This window comes from Micromonospora sp. NPDC047753 (assembly GCF_040642735.1).
In the GTDB taxonomy this organism is placed as follows: Bacteria; Actinomycetota; Actinomycetes; order Mycobacteriales; family Micromonosporaceae; genus Micromonospora.
Window position 1 is genome coordinate 12,871 of sequence record NZ_JBEYSL010000020.1, and the last position, 16,233, is coordinate 29,103.

Annotated in this window: 17 protein-coding genes and 2 pseudogenes; 15 read left to right on the forward strand and 4 right to left on the reverse strand. The window is 72.6% G+C overall.

Annotation, left to right across the window (positions count from 1 at the left end):
• Position 1: 1 nt before the first annotated feature.
• A complete protein-coding gene (locus ABZ749_RS03470) occupies positions 2 to 1,018 on the reverse strand; it encodes a glucosyl-3-phosphoglycerate synthase (protein WP_357222337.1) in 1,017 nt (338 codons plus the stop codon).
• A 194-nt stretch (positions 1,019 to 1,212) separates the two neighbouring features.
• Between ABZ749_RS03470 and ABZ749_RS03475 the strand changes: the two genes are divergently transcribed.
• From ABZ749_RS03475 to ABZ749_RS03505, 7 genes are all read left to right on the forward strand, one after another.
• Entirely contained in the window at positions 1,213 to 2,223 is a 1,011-nt protein-coding gene (locus ABZ749_RS03475) for a Gfo/Idh/MocA family oxidoreductase (RefSeq protein ID WP_357222339.1), read from the forward strand.
• Complete coding sequence (locus ABZ749_RS03480) at positions 2,216 to 3,304, forward strand: zinc-binding alcohol dehydrogenase (RefSeq protein ID WP_357222341.1); 1,089 nt, start codon at positions 2,216 to 2,218, stop codon at positions 3,302 to 3,304. The genes ABZ749_RS03475 and ABZ749_RS03480 overlap by 8 nt, the downstream gene beginning before the upstream one ends.
• Before the next feature lie 41 nt (positions 3,305 to 3,345).
• The gene (locus tag ABZ749_RS03485; protein WP_357222343.1) at positions 3,346 to 5,166 is read left to right on the forward strand and encodes an ABC transporter ATP-binding protein; all 1,821 of its coding nucleotides are present in this window, start codon (positions 3,346 to 3,348) and stop codon (positions 5,164 to 5,166) included.
• 76 nt (positions 5,167 to 5,242) lie between these two features.
• Complete coding sequence (secA2, locus tag ABZ749_RS03490; RefSeq protein WP_357222345.1) at positions 5,243 to 7,534, forward strand: accessory Sec system translocase SecA2; 2,292 nt, start codon at positions 5,243 to 5,245, stop codon at positions 7,532 to 7,534.
• A gap of 181 nt (positions 7,535 to 7,715) precedes the next feature.
• Entirely contained in the window at positions 7,716 to 8,456 is a 741-nt protein-coding gene (locus tag ABZ749_RS03495; protein WP_357222347.1) for a GAF and ANTAR domain-containing protein, read from the forward strand.
• Positions 8,457 to 8,696: 240 nt separating this feature from the next.
• Entirely contained in the window at positions 8,697 to 9,188 is a 492-nt protein-coding gene (locus ABZ749_RS03500) for a DUF2231 domain-containing protein (RefSeq protein ID WP_357222349.1), read from the forward strand.
• 274 nt (positions 9,189 to 9,462) lie between these two features.
• Complete coding sequence (locus tag ABZ749_RS03505; RefSeq protein WP_357222351.1) at positions 9,463 to 9,618, forward strand: hypothetical protein; 156 nt, start codon at positions 9,463 to 9,465, stop codon at positions 9,616 to 9,618.
• A 216-nt stretch (positions 9,619 to 9,834) separates the two neighbouring features.
• Here ABZ749_RS03505 and ABZ749_RS03510 read toward each other — a convergent pair whose 3' ends face one another.
• Both ABZ749_RS03510 and ABZ749_RS03515 read right to left on the reverse strand, forming a co-directional pair.
• Positions 9,835 to 10,785 carry a DUF3500 domain-containing protein gene (locus ABZ749_RS03510; RefSeq protein WP_357222353.1) on the reverse strand — a complete coding sequence of 317 codons (951 nt, stop codon included), beginning with the start codon at positions 10,783 to 10,785 and terminating at the stop codon, positions 9,835 to 9,837.
• 31 nt (positions 10,786 to 10,816) lie between these two features.
• A complete protein-coding gene (locus ABZ749_RS03515) occupies positions 10,817 to 11,209 on the reverse strand; it encodes an ankyrin repeat domain-containing protein (RefSeq protein ID WP_357222354.1) in 393 nt (130 codons plus the stop codon).
• A 229-nt stretch (positions 11,210 to 11,438) separates the two neighbouring features.
• Between ABZ749_RS03515 and ABZ749_RS03520 the strand changes: the two genes are divergently transcribed.
• From ABZ749_RS03520 to ABZ749_RS03555, 8 genes and pseudogenes are all read left to right on the forward strand, one after another.
• Positions 11,439 to 11,816 carry a signal peptidase I gene (locus ABZ749_RS03520; RefSeq protein WP_357222356.1) on the forward strand — a complete coding sequence of 126 codons (378 nt, stop codon included), beginning with the start codon at positions 11,439 to 11,441 and terminating at the stop codon, positions 11,814 to 11,816.
• Positions 11,817 to 11,928: 112 nt separating this feature from the next.
• Entirely contained in the window at positions 11,929 to 12,384 is a 456-nt protein-coding gene (locus tag ABZ749_RS03525) for a cysteine dioxygenase family protein (RefSeq protein ID WP_357204208.1), read from the forward strand.
• Between the two features lie 43 nt (positions 12,385 to 12,427).
• Complete coding sequence (locus ABZ749_RS03530; protein WP_357204210.1) at positions 12,428 to 12,916, forward strand: rhodanese-like domain-containing protein; 489 nt, start codon at positions 12,428 to 12,430, stop codon at positions 12,914 to 12,916.
• Positions 12,917 to 12,966: 50 nt separating this feature from the next.
• Complete coding sequence (locus ABZ749_RS03535; protein WP_357204212.1) at positions 12,967 to 13,500, forward strand: winged helix-turn-helix domain-containing protein; 534 nt, start codon at positions 12,967 to 12,969, stop codon at positions 13,498 to 13,500.
• 247 nt (positions 13,501 to 13,747) lie between these two features.
• Complete coding sequence (locus tag ABZ749_RS03540; protein WP_355007887.1) at positions 13,748 to 14,353, forward strand: winged helix-turn-helix domain-containing protein; 606 nt, start codon at positions 13,748 to 13,750, stop codon at positions 14,351 to 14,353.
• A gap of 41 nt (positions 14,354 to 14,394) precedes the next feature.
• Positions 14,395 to 15,057, forward strand: coding sequence for a uridine kinase (locus ABZ749_RS03545; RefSeq protein WP_357222358.1), 663 nt, complete (start codon positions 14,395 to 14,397; stop codon positions 15,055 to 15,057).
• Between the two features lie 163 nt (positions 15,058 to 15,220).
• Complete coding sequence (locus ABZ749_RS03550) at positions 15,221 to 15,619, forward strand: TraR/DksA C4-type zinc finger protein (protein ID WP_124823205.1); 399 nt, start codon at positions 15,221 to 15,223, stop codon at positions 15,617 to 15,619.
• A 48-nt stretch (positions 15,620 to 15,667) separates the two neighbouring features.
• Positions 15,668 to 16,135: pseudogene (locus ABZ749_RS03555) on the forward strand (DUF72 domain-containing protein); the annotation flags it as partial.
• A gap of 2 nt (positions 16,136 to 16,137) precedes the next feature.
• On the opposite strand, the pseudogene ABZ749_RS03560 reads toward ABZ749_RS03555, so the two are convergent.
• Positions 16,138 to 16,233, reverse strand: a pseudogene (locus ABZ749_RS03560) (argininosuccinate synthase domain-containing protein); the annotation flags it as partial.

Below are 16,233 nucleotides of genomic sequence, written 5' to 3' on the forward strand. Positions count from 1 at the left end.
CTCACGCGGCGGCCACCCGGCGGCGGGGCACCCGGTGGCGCAGTTCGGCCAACGGCGGGCGTTCCTCGATCGACACGTCGCTGACCACGATCTCGCGGTCCAGGTTCGGCAGGGTGTCGGAACCACCGCGACGGAACTGCGTCAGCAACGACTCCGGCGCGAACCCGGGGGTCGCCCAGCCGCGCCGTTGCAGCCGGGACCAGGCCGTCAGCATGATCTGCGCGGACATCCGGCCCAGGGCGGCGGTGTCCTGGTGGCGGTGCTTGCGCTCACCGAGGTCGACCTGCGCGAGCGCGTCCAGGCCGACCAGGTCGAGCAGGTCGATCATCATGGCCGTCTCCACCCCGTACCCGGAGACGAACGGCACCTGGGCCAGCACGTCCCGGCGGCCCGCGTACTCGCCGGCGAGCGGCTGCACGAAGCCGGCCAGCTCGGGCCAGAACAGATTGAGCAGCGGTCGGGCCATCAACTCGGTCACCCGGCCCCCGCCGTCCTGCTCCACGCTGGCGGTGCCCACCAGAGGGCGGTGGTAGAAGCCCTTCACGAAGTCGACAGACGGGTCGGTCAACAGCGGCCCGAGCAGTCCGCTCACGAAGTGCGGCCGGAACTCCCGCAGGTCGGCGTCAATGAACGCCACCACGTCTCCCTCGGCGGCGGCCAGCCCTGCCCAGAGCGCGTCGCCCTTGCCGGTCAGCCGGGGCAACCCCCTGGTCATCGCGTCCTGGCTGACCACCTCCGCGCCGGCGGCACGGGCCACCTGCGCGGTCCGGTCCGTCGAGCGGGAATCCACCACGATCAGCTCGTCGACCAGTGCGACCCGATCCATCAGGTGCTCCCGGATCGTCGACACGATCGCGCCGACGGTGGCCTCCTCGTTGCGCGCCGGCAGCACCACGCTGACCCGGGTCTCACCCTTGGCGCGCATCAGCCGACGGGTCGGCCAGTCGGCCGCCGACGTCGTCCGGTACGTAGCCCACGCCTCGACCACCGGCGACACAGTCGATGTCATATCCCGCACGGGCACCCCTCCGTTCGTGCGTGGAAAAACCGAATTTGGTTGTTCCCATTCCTCATCACCCGCTAACCGCATTCTCGGCAACAGCTTGATCACAGAGGTGACGACAATTCGTTCCCGGGGGATGAACGTTTGATTGCGCACAGCTCAGGGGACTGCTCCCATCGCAGATGAAAAGTCTTCGAAGGGGTGTGGGGATGCGGAACTGTCGGGTGGGGCTGGTCGGAGCCGGCGGCGTGGCACAGCGTCACGCGCGGGTGCTGGCCGGGTTCGACGACGTCGAGCTGGTCGGGGTCACCGACGTGGCGCCGGAGGCGGCGTCCGCGCTGGCCGAACAGCACGGCGGGCGGGCCTTCGCCGACGTCGCCGCGCTGCTGGCCGCCGATCTGGACGCCGTGTACGTCTGCGTGCCACCGTTCGCGCACGGCCCCGCCGAGGAGGCGGTGATCGAGGCCGGGGTGCCGATGTTCGTGGAGAAGCCCGTCGCGGTCGACCTGCGCACCGCCGAGCGGATCGCCGACCTGGTCGCGCGGCGGGGGCTGCGCACCGCCGTCGGCCACCACTGGCGCTACCTGAGCGTGCTCGACCAGGCCCGCGACCTGCTCGCCGACCGTCCGGTGCGAATGGTCAGCGGCGCCTGGCTGGACAAGGTGCCCCCGGTGGCGTGGTGGTCGCGGCGGGACCGCTCCGGCGGGCCGGTGGTCGAGCAGGCCGCCCACGTGCTCGACCTGATCCGCGTGCTGGCCGGCGAGGTCACCGAGGTCACCGCGTACGGCAACGGCACCCCACCGCCGGTCGACGGCGCCGACATCGACTCGGTGACCACCGCCGCGCTGCGCTTCGCCGACGGCGCGGTCGGCACGCTCAGCGCCGCCTGCGTCCTCGGCTGGAAGCACCGCGCCGGCCTGGAGATCCTCGCCGACGGGGTGGCCCTCGCGATCACCGAGGAGGGGCTGTCGATCCGCGACGCCGACGGCGAACGACACGTCCCCGCCGACCCGGAAGCCGCCCGGGTGGCGGTGGACCGCGCCTTCGTCGACGCCGTCCGCGGCATCGGCGACGACGTGCGCGTGCCGTACGCCGAGGCCCTCGCCACCCAACGCCTGGCCCTCGCGGTCGCCGACTCGGCCCGTACCGGCACCACGGTGCGGCTCGCCACCGCGACCGCGCCGGCAGTGCTCACCACCGGGGTGGCAGTCGATGCGTGACAAGGTCGTGGTGGTCACCGGCCCCGGCCGGGTCGACCTGGTCGAGCAGGACGCCGCCCCGCTGCGCCCCGGCACGTTCCGGGTCGAGACGCTGTTCAGCGGTGTCTCCGCCGGCACCGAGCTGAGCTACGTCAAGGGCACGAACCCCTACCTGAACGTCACCTGGAACCCCGACCTGGGCCTGTTCCAGCCGGGCGCGGCCAGCACCCCCTACCCGGTGACCCGACTCGGCTACATGCAGGTCGGCCGGGTGGTGGAGAGCGAGACCCCGGCCGTCGCGGTGGGCACGGTCGGCGCGATGACGTACGGGCACCGCACCGGCTGGCTGGCCGACCCGGTCGCCGAACGGTTCGTGGCGCTGCCCGACGACCTGGACCCTCTGCTCGGCGTCTACGTCGCGCACATGGGCCCGATCTGCGCCAACGGTCTGCTGCACGCCGCCGCCGACCTGCACGGCACCGACGTCCGCGCGCTCGGCGACGGGGTACGCGGCCGACGGGTCGCCGTCGTCGGCGCCGGTGTCGTGGCGCTGCTGACGGCGTTGTTCGCCCGACGCAACGGCGCCGCGTCGGTGGTGGTGCTCGACCCCACCCCGCACCGCCGCCAGGTCGCCGACGCGCTCGGTCTGGAAACCCTCGACCCCGACGCGGACGACCCGGCGGTGGTGCTCAAGACCCGTTGGGCGCACACCGCCGGCGACCGGGGTGCCGATGTGGTGTTCCAGTGCCGGGGGCAGGCGTGGGCGCTGCACCTCGCCCTGCGGCTGCTGCGGCCCCAGGGCACCGTCATCGACCTCGCCTTCTACCAGGGCGGCGCGGACGCGGTCCGCCTCGGTGAGGAGTTCCACCACAACGGGCTGTCGCTGCGCTGCGCCCAGATCGGCCGGGTGCCTCGCGGGCTCGCGCCCACCTGGGACCGCGAACGGCTCTCCGCCGAGACCGTCGACCTGCTCCGGACGTACGGCGACGCGATCCGTAAGCATCTCGTCTCGGCGGTGGTGCCGTTCGACGAGGCGCCCGCCCTCCTCGCCGACCTGGCCGAGCGTCGTCGCCAGGAGCTTCAGGTGGTGCTCGCCACCTGAGCCGCCTTCGCCGCGTGCCGAGGGCGGCTACCGTTCGCGACATGAGCACCGTGCAGGAACGGCCGGTTCCCGGCGACACCTCGACCGACCGGCCGGCCGGCGGCAACCCTGGGGGCCGGCCGGTCGGCCTGGCCGCGTTGCTGCCGTACCTGCGGGAGCACCGCGGCACTCTGGTCGTGGTGGGCGCGCTGTCGCTGATCGGCTCGGCGGCGTCGCTGGCGCAGCCGCTGCTCACCCGGTCGGTGCTCGAGCGGATCGGCGCCGAGCAGGGCGTGTCCCAGCTGGTGGCGGTGCTGGTGGCGGTGCTGGTGGCCCTCGTGGTGCTCGGCGCGGCGATCGGTGGGCTGCGGGACTACCTGCTGCAACGCACCGCCGAAGGAGTGGTGCTGGGCACCCGGCGCCGGCTCGCCGGCCACCTGCTGCGGCTGCCCATCGCCGAGTACGACCGCCGCCGCACGGGCGACCTGCTCTCCCGGGTCGGCTCGGACACCACACTGCTGCGCGCCGTCGTTACCTCCGGGCTGTTCGAGACGGTCACCGGGGCGGTGACGGTGGTCGGCGCCGGCACGGCCATGGTGCTGCTCGACCCGCTGCTGTTCGGCGTCACCCTGCTCGGGGTGGCGCTGGGGCTGATCTTCGCCGCCACCTTCGCCCGCCGGGTCCGGGCGCTTGCCCGGGTCGCCCAGGAGCGCATCGGCGAGATGACCTCGGCGGTGGAGCGGGCCATTTCGGCGGCCCGGACCATCCGGGCCAGCCGCGCCGAGACCCGGGAGACGCAGACCGTCACCGGCAGCGCGCGCGAGGCGTACGCGGCGGGGCTGCGGGTGGCCCGGGTGCAGGCGTTGGTCGGCCCGATCGGCTCGGTCACCGTGCAGGGCGCGTTCCTGCTGGTGCTCGGCATCGGCGGGGCGCGGGTCGCGGCCGGGGCGATCTCGGTCGGTGACCTGGTCGCGTTCGTCATGTACCTGTTCCTGCTGGCGCTGCCGTTGGGGCAGGTGCTGCGGGCGTACACCCAGTTGCAGTCCGGCCTGGGCGCTCTCCAGCGGATCGAGGAGATCCTGGCCGTCCCCGCGGAGGGCGCGGACGACCGGCCGGCGCCCGGCAGCGCGACGGCGACCCCGCGCCGCCCGACCCCGATGATCGAGTTCGACCGGGTCGGCTTCGGCTACCCGGGCGGCGAGCCGGTGCTGCACGAGGTCAGCTTCGCGGTCGCCGCCGGCACCCGGACCGCCCTGGTCGGTCCGTCCGGCGCCGGCAAGTCCACACTGCTGGCCCTGGTCGAGCGCTTCTACGAGGTGAGCGCCGGCGCGGTCCGCCTCGACGGCACCGACGTACGGGACCTGCCCCGCGACGCGCTGCGGGCCCGGCTCGGCTACGTCGAGCAGGAGGCTCCCGTGCTGGCCGGCACGCTGCGGGAGAACCTGCTGATCACCACCCCGGACGCCAGCGACGACCGGTTGCGCGACGTCCTGGACGAGGTCAACCTGGGCCACCTGACGCAGCGCACCCCGCTCGGCCTCGACGTGCAGGTGGGCGAGGGCGGAGTGCTGCTCTCCGGAGGTGAGCGGCAGCGGCTGGCCATCGCCCGCGCGCTGCTCGCCGGCCCGCCGGTGCTGCTGCTCGACGAGCCGACCAGCAACCTCGACTCCCGCAACGAGGTCGCGCTGCGCCGCGCCATCGACGCCGTGGCCGTCCGCCGGACCCTGTTGATCGTGGCGCACCGGCTCGCCACCGTTGTCGACGCCGACCAGATCGTCGTCCTCGACGGCGGCCGGGTGGTGGCAGTGGGTACCCACGCCGAACTGACCGCCACCGACCCGCTGTACCGGGAACTCGCCAGTCACCAACTGCTGGTCGGGTGACCGACGCCCGGTCGCGGCGAACTTGCCGGGCGACCGGGCCGCGCACGCCGGCCAGAATCGCGTACCGTTGCCGCTCATGGGTGTGTCGCAACGGTTCAAGAGCAAGTTCCGGCGGTTCCTCCAGCGCCCCGGCTCGACCGTGGATCTTGCTCCGCTGGAGAAACTGCTCCCGGCGATCGAGGCGCGCGAGGCTGAGCTCACCGCGCTCGACGACGCCGAGCTGACCGCGGCAGCGGGTGCCGCCGCCGGTTACGAGGAGATCTGCGCCGTCGGCCGTGAGGCCGCCCGCCGCGGCCTCGACCAGCGGCCGTACGACGTGCAGCTGCTCGGTGCCATGTCGCTGCTCTCCGGCAAGGTCGCCGAGATGGCCACCGGTGAGGGCAAGACACTGACCGCGACGATCGCCGCGTACGGGCACGTCCGGCTCGGTAACGGCCCGGTGCACGTGCTCACCATCAACGACTATCTGGCCCGCCGCGACGCCCAGTGGATGGAGCCGGTCTATACCCTGCTCGGCCTCACCGTCGGCTGGGTCAACGAGGCCTCCACCCCGCAGGAGCGGCGCGACGCGTACGCCTGCGACGTCACCTACGTCTCGGTCAGCGAGGCGGGCTTCGACTACCTGCGCGACCAGCTGGTCACCGACGTGGAAGACCGGGTGCAGCCCGCGTTGACCACCGCCATCGTCGACGAAGCCGACTCGATCATGATCGACGAGGCCCGGGTGCCGATGGTCCTGGCCGGCGCGGTGCCGGGCGAGCAGGACCCGGTGCACGCCGCCGCCGCGCTCGTCCGTGGCCTGCGCAAGGACAAGCACTACACGGTCGCCGAGGACGGGCGCAGCGTGGCGTTCACCTCCGCCGGCCTGGCCGCCATGGAGGCCAAGCTCGGCATCGACCTGTACGACGAGGAGCACGTCGAGCAGCTCTCCGCGGTCAACGTGGCGCTGCACGCGCACGCCCTGCTGCACCGTGACGTGGACTACATCGTCCGGGACGGCTCCGTCGAGCTGGTCGACGAGATGCGCGGCCGGGTGGCCCAGCGCCGCCGCTGGCCGGACGGTCTCCAGGCCGCTGTCGAGGCCAAGGAGGGGCTGGACGCCACCGCCGAGGGCGAGGTGCTCGGCACCATCGCCATGCAGGCGTACATCGCGCTCTACCCGAAGGTGTGCGGGATGACCGCCACCGCGGTGCTCGTCGGCGACCAACTGCGGGAGTTCTTCAACCTCGAGGTCGCGGTGATCCCGCCGAACACCCCGTGCATCCGTGAGGACGAGCCGGACCGCATCTACGCCACCCGGGCGGAGAAGGACGAGGCGCTCGTCGACGAGATCCAGCGCGCGCACGCCAAGGGGCGGCCGGTGCTGATTGGCACCCTGGATGTCAAGGAGTCCGAGGGGCTCGCCGCCGGGCTGAACGCCGCCGGGGTGCCGTGCGTCGTGCTGAACGCCAAGAACGACGACGAAGAGGCCACGATCATCGCCGAGGCCGGCGCGTACGGCGCGGTCACCGTCTCCACCCAGATGGCCGGCCGTGGCGTCGACATCCGCCTCGGCGGCAGTGACCAGACCGACCAGGAGCGGGTCGCCGAGCTGGGCGGGCTCTACGTGATCGGCAGCGGCCGGCACGACAGCCGCCGGGTGGACGACCAGTTGCGTGGTCGGGCCGGCCGGCAGGGCGACCCGGGCGGCTCGGTCTTCTTCGTCAGCCTGGAGGACGACCTCGTCGTCCGGCACGCCGCCGACTCGGTGCCGGCGTCGCCGCGGATGAACGCCGACGGTCTGGTGACCGACGAGCAGGTCGACTACGCGGTGGAGCACGCCCAGCGGGTCGCCGAGGGCGTCAACCACGAGATCCACCGCAACACCTGGCGCTACAGCGTGGTCATCGAGCAGCAGCGTAAGGCCCTTGCCGCGCGCCGGGAGCGGCTGCTGACCAGCGACGTGGCCGCGGTGATGCTGCTGGAGAAGGAGCCCGAGAAGGCCGGCGAGATGGACGAGGACCTGCTCGCCCGTGCCGCCCGGTCGATCGCGCTCTACCACCTGGACCGGCTCTGGGCCGAGCACCTGGCCGAGCTGTCCGAGGTCCGCGAGGGCGTGCACCTGCGCGCACTGGGCCGGCTCGACCCGCTGGACGAGTTCCACCGGGCCGCGGTGCCGGCGTTCAACGATCTGATCCCGGAGATCGAGGCCCGCACCATCGCCACCTTCACCGAGACCGAATTCGATGAGGACTGGCAGCCCGACGACGGCACCCTGGTCCGGCCCACCGCCACCTGGACGTACCTGGTGCACGACAACCCGTTCGGGTCCGAGCTCGACCGTCTGATCGCGTCGATCGGGCGGCGGCTCGGCGGCGCCACGCGCTGACGTATCGAGCGTTGGGGCCCCGACCGCGCCTCCGCGGGCGACCGGGGCCCCGATTTACGCCGTTTCGACCCAGGTTTCCCAGGGTAGTAGGGCTGGTCGGTCGAGTCGGGAGAGAGCAGACGATGACACAGGTGACGACGCGTACCGGTCAGGCGCGAGACGGCACGGAGGCTGCGAACCGGTGAACCTCGACACGCGGGAACCGGTGGTGCACACCCTCGGTGTGCTGGAAGCAGCCGCACTGTTGCGGGAGCTGACTGCCGGGCTGATCGCCCTGACCGACTTTGATGAGGCGCTGCTGGCACTGGTCCGCGTCACGCGGGACGCCGTCGCCGGGGTGCGCTGGTGCGGGTTCACCGCCCTGCGGGCCGGCGAGCCAGCCGGGGTGGCCGCCTCCGACGACGGGCTGGCCGGGCTGGACGACCTGCGACACGGGCCGGACACGCCGGCGATGAGCGCGATCCACCTCCGCGAGATGATCCTCGCCGCCGACCTGACCGGTGAGCCCCGCTGGCCGGCCTGGACGGCGCACGCCCGCGACCTCGGCGTACGCGGGGTGATCTCCGCACCGGTCGACATCGACGACCAGGTCATCGGGGCGATCAACCTGTACGCCGCCGCGCCGGACCTGCTGACCCCGCAACACCAGTTGACCGCCATGTTGCTCGCCGAACACGCCGGTCTGCTGCTCGCCGCCGTCCGTGACCGCAACCGACAGCTCACCCTTGCCGGTGAACGGGACGCCTCACTCCTGCACGACGGGGTGGTGGGCCAGGCCGTCGGCGTCATCATGACGCAGCGCGGGTGCCCTCCGGCCGAGGCCCTCGACGTGCTGCGGACCGCCGCCTCGTCGCTGGACATCCCGCTGCGCGAGGTGGCCGAGCGCCTGGTCCGGACGGTCTCCCGCCAACGCGACAACTGACCCCGGCTGGCATCTCCACAGTGGTGCCGCCCGTGATCGACGCGAAGTCCCTTGAACCCGCGGTGTCACAGTCGCGCGGACGCCCCGACTTCCGGGAACCCGAGTTGATCAGCGCTGGTCCGGCGGCGGCTTCGGTGCCCGTTCTTTCTGCTGCCGGCGAGTCGGGCGGCATCGTTTCGTCGCGACCGCCCTCGGGTAGCACTCTGGTCAGGTGAGCTGCGCCGACCCGGGGGAGGACCGATGCAGAGCCGGCTGCGGGTGCAGGGGCACCCGATCCAACCAATGCTCGTGACGTTCCCGCTCGGGCTCTTCGTCAGCGCCACCGTCTTCGACCTCACCGACGTCGTCGGCGGGCCCGCGTTCCTCGGCGAGGTCGGCTACTGGACGGGCGTCGCCGCGCTCGTCGCCGCCGCCCTGACCGCCGTGGCCGGCATGGTCGACCTGTGGGACGTGCCGGGCGACCGTACCCGCCGCACCGCTGTCGCCTTCAACCTGGTGAACGCGGTGATGGCAGCCATGTTCCTGCTCACCTGCCTGGTCCGGTCACACTCCCCGCAGCGCGGCGCGTCGGTCACGATCCTGGCCACCGAGCTGGTCGCGTTGGCCGTCGGCGCGGTCGGCGTGCACCTGGGCGCACGGCTGATGCGTCAGTTCGACAGCGGACGTACCGAGACCGGCGGCCTGGACGCCCTCGCCGGCATCCGTACGGCTGGTCGGCCCACGATCCGCTGACACCTTCGCTCCCGAAGATCTCGCGCCTGCCACCTGGGCCGGTGCGTACCGACTGGGTTCAGACGGCACGGGTGCTGCGACCCGGCGGGACGTTCCTGTCCCAGCAGATCGGGGCCGGCACCATGCGGGAGCTGAGTCAGGCGATCCTCGGACCGTTGCCACCACCGACCCAGCGGCACCCCGAACACGCGGTCGCCGCTGCCGAGGCCGCTGGCCTGCGGGTGGTCGACCTGCGTCGGCCACGCTGCGGGGGACGGTCGCCGACATCGGCGCGGTGGTCTGGTTCCTGCGCAAGGTGATCTGGACCGTGCCCGGGTTCACTGTCGAGCGCTACCGCGCACCTCCGCGCGACCTCCACCACCGCATCGCCGAAGAGGGCCCTTTCGTCGCCCACGCCCAACGCTTCCTCATCGAGGCCACCCACCCCTGAACCACCCCACCCCTGTCCCGCTCCCGCCGAACCCCGGTCCCCGGTCCCCGGTCCCCCGCACGCGTCGATCTTGCACTTTCTGTCCCGGCAAAACCCATCCAGAAGGGCAATCCGACCACCGAAACTGCAAGATCGGCGGGGCGGGGCGGGGCGAGGGCGGGGCGAGGGCGGGGCGAGGGCGGGGTGAGGGCGGTGAGGGGGCGGGGTGGGGTGGGGTTAGTGGGGGTGGGTTTGGTGGTGGGTTGCCAGGACGTCGGCACCGAAGTCGCTGGCGGGGCGGCGCAGCACGGTGTGCGCGTGGTTGCCGTCCGCTGTGGTGTTGTCGTACTCGATCAGTAGGTCGTCGCCCTGTACCCGGTAGTAGTGCCGCCGCCCGGGGTGGGTCGGGCCGGCCCAGGCGAAGTGCAACGGGCCGGAGTCCAGTCGGGTCGCTTCCCGGATGGCCAGCTCGGGCGGCAACCGGTCGAGGTAGAGGGCGACCACCTGGTCGAGCAGGGCACGGCCGGTCGGTGCCAGCCGCTGTGCCGGTACGCCGAGGGGCTCCAGCGGCGCGTCGACCCGCCCACGGGTGGCGCTGATGATGTCCGCCGGCGCCTCGTCGGCGATGATCGCGGCGGCCCGCTCGGCGGGACCCAGCGCGTCGAGCAGGGCGCGGGCCAGGTCCTCTTCGACACCGAGTGGGCGGGAGACCGGCCGGCCGGCGTAGCGGACGGCGGCCGGGTTGGCCCCGAAGAAGATCGGCGCGGGGGAGACCTGACCGTCCACCACTGTCATGTTCACCGACAGGTGGTGCCCTTCGAGTCGCCACGCCCAACGGTCGTCGCGCGCGGGGTCACCGAACACGGCCACCCAGTAGTCGGCGCTGTGCCGCCCGCGCTGCCAGCCCTCGGCCCGGTCCAGCACCTCCTCCAGCGAGATGATCGCCATCGCCTGTGCGTACGCCGAGGGGCTGAGCGCGGTGGCCAGCAACCGGTGCGCGGCCTTGCGGGCGGTGACGTCGAGTTCGGCGAGGCAGACGCCCGGTCGGGGCCTGGGCCGGTATTCCAGCCAGCGTCGGGCCGCCTCGTCGTCGAACGAGTGCACGGCGCTCTCGCGGGCGGCGGGGTCGAGCGCGGTCAGCAGCGCGGTCGCGGCCGTCCGCATCTGCTCCGGCAGGGGATCTTCCACCGACCCTGTATACCGGCCGGCCGTGCCGGTGTCAGCCGACGCGCAGCAGCTCTGTCATCTCCGGCAGGTCGAAGAAGCGCGCCGTCTCGATGGCCGACGGGTTGCCGTGTGCCGGATCCGCGCCGGCGGCGAGGAGTGCGCGGACCGCTTCGGCGCTGCTGCGGAAGACCGCGGCTGCCAACGCGGTCTGACCTCGGTCGTTGGCTCGGGTGTGGTCGGCGCCGCGGCTGAGCAGGGCGACCACCGTGTCCGGGTGGGAGTGGTACGCGGCCAGGATGAGCAGCGTGTCGCCCTTGTCGTTGGTGAGGTTGACCGGCAGGCCGGCGTCGATCTGCGCCGCCAGTTCGTCGGTGACGCCGGCGCGGGCCAGGTCGAACATTCGGTGCGCGAACGCCAGCGTCTCGGCGTCGAGGTTCTCGGTCACCGGTCCAGGATAGGGCGTGTTAGCCGGATCCTCGCCGGCCCACGACGGACCCGGACGACGCCCGGCGGCGTTGGCTGGACGTCCGGATACAACACCGGTATCCGAACGTCCAGCCGCCGTGCCGGATCGCCGTCTGGGCCTCGTCCCGGCTCGTCGAGGATCCGGGAGACAACCCCAGCCACACCGGTCCTGATAGGTTGCTCGGCCGGCGCGCAGGGTGAGGGGTCCGATGGGTGAGACGGTGTACTTGGGCAACGCGGGCGTCGACGGCGCCACCAACGCTGGTTGGTTGCTCGGGCACTTCGCGCCGCCGGAGGAGATCCGGCACAGCACCGACGTCGAGGTGAAGTGGGGCGTGCATCCGCCCGGGCAGGCCCGGTCGCGGTGGGCGACCGGCGAGGTGCGCACCACTCTGCTCGTACTCGTCGAGGGGTGTTTCCGGGTGGAGTTGCCGGACCGGACGGTACGGCTGGCCGCTCCGGGCGACTACGTGGTGTGGGCGCGTGGGGTGGACCATTCCTGGTTCGCCGAGCGCGCGTCGGTGGTGTTGACAGTGCGCTGGCCCTCGTTGCCGGGCTATCGCACGGACCCGCCGGTGCTGCGCTGATTCACCCGAGCGGATGACCGGCGTCCCATCAGACGGAATTACCTACTAAACCTATAGGCTTTGCCGTCTAGAGTACGAGAGCACCCCGCCGAACGACCCGCGAGGAACCGCCATGACGCACCACCGTCCGGAGCCCGACCTGCTCACCGTTGCCGCCGGGTGGGCCGACCCGGCCGGCTGGCCGGTCGCGCTGCGCTTCGATCCAGCCGAGCGCTGGTACGCCCGCCTCGCCGTCGGCGACGAACACGAGGTGTGGGCGCTGAGCTGGCTGCCCGGGCAGGGCACCGACCTGCACGACCACGGTGGCTCCTCCGGAGCGTTCCGAGTGGTCAGCGGCGTGCTCACCGAGGAGACGGTCAGCGCCGGCCGACTGCGCCCCCGACTGTTGCCGGCCGGTGCGGGCCGTCGCTTCGGCCCCCGGCACGTGCACCAGGTGACCAACCGAGGCGTCGACCCGGCGGTCAGCGTGCACGTCTACCGCCCGGCGCTGCTGCGGATGACCCGTTATCACCTCCTCGACGGGCGGCTGCGGGTCGCCGAGGTCGCCGAGGCCGGTCGGTCCTGGTAGTCGCGCCCCCCGAGAACCCCCTGTCACCGGAAGGAATCCGAGAATGCAGACAACCGCCGAGCACTGTCCCGCCCCCGTGCCGCCACCGGGCTCCCGGGGCATCGACGAGATCCTGGCCGCCGCGCGGGCCCGGCTGCGCCGGCTGGACCCGGAGCGCGCGCACCTCGCGTACCGGAGCGGAGCGCTGCTCGTCGACATCCGCCCGGCGGCACAGCGGGCCGCGCACGGCGTGGTGCCGGGCTCTCTCATCGTCGAACGCAACGTGCTGGAGTGGCGCTTCGACCCACGCTGCGCGGCCCGGCTGCCGCAGGCCGTCGACTACGACGTGCCGGTGGTGATCCTCTGTCAGGAGGGCTACACCTCGTCGCTGGCCGCCGCCGCGTTGCAGGACGTCGGCCTGCACCGGGCCACCGATGTGGTCGGTGGGTTCGCGGCCTGGCGCATCGCCGGCCTACCGGCCCTCGGCCCGACCCCACTGCACCACCCTTCACCCCTCGCGTCCCCGGTCAACGCCGGGTGGGCGCGCCGCTGACCGTCACGCCACACCCGGCGTGGCGCGCGTACCGCCACTCAGGAGGCACCATGTCCGTCGTCGCCATCCCCACGCGCCGTCACCCCGGCGTGCGCCCGTCGGCCCGCCCGCGCACCAGCCCGACCCTGACCATCACCCTCGACCTCGTCCCCGGGCCGCTGAGCCCTCGACTGGCCCGGCTCGTGCAGCTGCTCGGCGAGCTGGCCGAATCCGGGGAGGGTCAACTGCGTGCCGTGGAGGAGCCCGCGTCGGGCCCGCGACCGGCCCCGCGCCCCGCCGCACCGGACCACGTCCGCATTCTGGCCGGCTCGCGAATGGTCCGCCAGGGCGACCGGGTCATCGCGCTGACCCGCATCGAGTACGAGCTGCTGCTGTTCCTGGCCGAGCGGCCCCGCCGGGTCTTCACCCGACTGCAACTGCTCTCCAGCGTCTGGGGCTACGAGCATGCGGTGGCCCGGACGGTGGACGTGCACGTCCGCCGGCTGCGCGCCAAGCTGGCCGGCTCGGAGGTGGTCACCACCGTCTACGGCGTCGGCTACCGGCTGGCCGACGAGGCCCTGATCAGCGTGGATCACAGCAGCTGAGCCCTGGTCCGGAGGCGATGTGACCGCCTGGTGAACCGGTCGGGGACCCCCGTAACGGGGCATGTCGACGACTCTGCTGTAATCATCAGCACTCGTACGCAGAGCGAGCATCCGGCTCCGATGCGTTCGTCAATTGTCACATTCATGCAACGCAGCCGCCTCTTGACCCTCGCCCAGGCGCCGGGAAGCATCGATGAAGCGGCGTCCCGGGCCGTGGGGAGATACCCGGACCAGCCCAAGGAGGACCATGTCGGTCAGCCCCGCCTCGTCGCGTGCCGGATGGCATACGTCCCAACCCGCGGTGCCCGGTCGACCTCCCGGCGGCCAGCGTCGCCCGGCGAACACCGCCGCGCCCGTGCTCACTGTGACGCTGTCCATCCCGCTGGCCTGTGAGGAGTCGCTGACCCCGGCGGCACGCCGGCTGTTGGAGGCCGCTCGCGAGATGCTGGAGCGGGGCGAAGGCGTGATCATCGGCTCGGTCCCGACCGAACGCCGCCCCGACCAGGCACCCGCCAACCGGTCGCCGGCCCGCCCGATCAGCCCGACCATCCCCGCCCTGCACATCCTCGCCTCGTCGCGCTCGGTGCTGCGCGACGAGGAGCCGCTGCCGCTGACCCGGCTGGAGTTCGACCTGCTGCTGCACCTGGTCGCCCACCCGCGCCGGGTGTTCACCCGCCTGCAACTGCTCAACGCCGTCTGGGGCTACGAGCACGCCGGCGTGCGCACCGTCGACGTGCACGTGCGTCGGCTCCGCGGCAAGGTCGGCGTCGACGTCCCACTGGTCACCACCGTCTATGGCGTGGGCTACCGGCTGGCCGACGACGCCCGGGTCACCATCGACCGCAGCGGCTGACCGGCGACACCCACGTACCCGGCGCGGGGCAGGATGGTCCGGTGCGCATCCGCCCCATCTCGCCCGACCTGCTCGTCACCGAGTTGACCGGCCGGCTGGCCGACGCGGCGACCCGTGCCGCGAGCACCGCCGCCGGGCCCGCGCGGCTGCGGGTGGCAGTGGACGGCGCCCCCGCCGCCGGCGCCGACGAACTGGCCGCGGCGCTGGTCGACCCGCTGCGGGCGCAGGGCCACCCGGTGCTGCACGTCCGCGCCACAGACTTCCTGCGCCCCGCGTCGCTGCGCTTCGAGCTGGGGCGCACCAACCCGGACTCCTTGTACGAGGCCTGGGTCGACGAGGCCGGGCTGCGCCGGGAGGTGCTCGACCCGGCCGCTGCGGGCGGCAGCGGCCGGCTGCTCCCGTCGCTCTGGGACGCCGACGCCGACCGGGCCAGCCGTGCCCGCTACGTCGACCTGGCACCCGGCGGTGTCGTCCTGGTCAGCGGCTCACTGCTGCTCGGCGGCGGCCTGCCCTTCGACGTGACCGTCCACCTGGAGTTGTCCCCGGCGGCGCTTCGCCGACGCACCGAAGCGGCCCAGCAGTGGGCGCTGCCGGCCTTCGACCGGTACGCCGAGGAGGTCGTACCGGCGAGCTTCGCCGACGTCGTGGTACGCGCCGACGACCCTCGCCGACCGGCGCTCGTGGAGCCCGGCGACAACGACTGACAACAACCGAGAATTTGTCGGTTTGCCCGGCTGGTCCGGCGGGTACTCGCCCGGCTCACAGAGCACGGGTGATCGCCCGCGCACCGAACGCGACCGTGACCGGGGCCCCGCGCCGCGGCACCCGGTTCACCTTGTGCCACAGGCCCAGGAAAGGCAGGCAGCGATGCTCGTCCACGACACGGTCGGTACGGCCCGGTCCCAGACGGAGATCGACCAGATCCGACAGTCGCTCCAGGCACGCTACGACGAGCTGACCGCGGAGTACGACCAGGCGGTGCTCCAGAGCCAGGTGCTGCGACTGGTGGAGGTCGGCGACACCGCCGGCGACGACCAGGCCGACAGCGGCACCAAGACCGCCGAGCGGGACACCGCCCAGTCCCTGTTGCGCACCATCCTCGACCGCCGCGCCCAGTACGAGCACGCCCTCGGCCGGCTCGAGGAGGGCACCTACGGCTGGTGCGAGGGCTGCTCGGCGGCGATCCCGGTGGAGCGGCTGGAGATCTTCCCGTCCGCCACCACCTGTGTGACGTGCAAGCAGACTCGCGAGCGGCGGGCGGCCTGAGCCACCTCAGCGGTTGCCGGTCGGTCCGGGACGCGATGGACTTCAGCCATGGGTGACATCCTCGTGGGCACCGCGTCCTGGACCGACCGCACACTGCTGGACTCGGGGTGGTATCCGCAGACCGCCGACACCCCGGAGAAGCGGCTGGCCTACTACGCCAAGCAGTTCCCGCTGGTCGAAGTGGACGCCACCTACTACTCGCCGCCCGCCGAGGCGACCGCGCGGCTGTGGGCCGAACGCACACCGGCCGGCTTCACCTTCAACGTCAAGGCGTTCAGCCTGCTGACCGGGCACCCCACCCGGGTCAGCGCGCTCTACAAGGACCTGCGCCCGGAGACCGACAAGAAGAACGTCTACCCCGACGACCTGCCCGCGCAGTCGTACGAGGAGGTGTGGACGCGTTTCCTGTCCGCGCTGGACCCGCTGGTCGAGGCCGACAAGCTGGGCGCGCTGCTGTTCCAGTTCCCACCCTGGTTCACCATCAAGCGGGCCAACAAGCAGTACCTGCTGGAGGTGGCACCCTTGCCGGTGCAGCCGTGCGACACGATCGTGCCGCCGTGCGTGCGCGCCGCCGCCACCAGGTGCTTGACGATCAGCGGCCGGGACAGCGCCGA

Bases quoted from the DNA above. Each gene is read 5' to 3' on its own strand.
- ABZ749_RS03550 (WP_124823205.1), top strand. From the start codon at position 15,221: ATGCTCGTCCACGACACGGTCGGTACGGCCCGGTCCCAGACGGAGATC.
- ABZ749_RS03485 (WP_357222343.1), top strand. From the start codon at position 3,346: ATGAGCACCGTGCAGGAACGGCCGGTTCCCGGCGACACCTCGACCGAC.
- secA2 (WP_357222345.1), top strand. From the start codon at position 5,243: ATGGGTGTGTCGCAACGGTTCAAGAGCAAGTTCCGGCGGTTCCTCCAG.
- ABZ749_RS03475 (WP_357222339.1), top strand. From the start codon at position 1,213: ATGCGGAACTGTCGGGTGGGGCTGGTCGGAGCCGGCGGCGTGGCACAG.
- ABZ749_RS03530 (WP_357204210.1), top strand. From the start codon at position 12,428: ATGCAGACAACCGCCGAGCACTGTCCCGCCCCCGTGCCGCCACCGGGC.
- ABZ749_RS03480 (WP_357222341.1), top strand. From the start codon at position 2,216: ATGCGTGACAAGGTCGTGGTGGTCACCGGCCCCGGCCGGGTCGACCTG.
- ABZ749_RS03520 (WP_357222356.1), top strand. From the start codon at position 11,439: ATGGGTGAGACGGTGTACTTGGGCAACGCGGGCGTCGACGGCGCCACC.
- ABZ749_RS03540 (WP_355007887.1), top strand. From the start codon at position 13,748: ATGTCGGTCAGCCCCGCCTCGTCGCGTGCCGGATGGCATACGTCCCAA.
- ABZ749_RS03535 (WP_357204212.1), top strand. From the start codon at position 12,967: ATGTCCGTCGTCGCCATCCCCACGCGCCGTCACCCCGGCGTGCGCCCG.
- ABZ749_RS03500 (WP_357222349.1), top strand. From the start codon at position 8,697: ATGCAGAGCCGGCTGCGGGTGCAGGGGCACCCGATCCAACCAATGCTC.
- ABZ749_RS03525 (WP_357204208.1), top strand. From the start codon at position 11,929: ATGACGCACCACCGTCCGGAGCCCGACCTGCTCACCGTTGCCGCCGGG.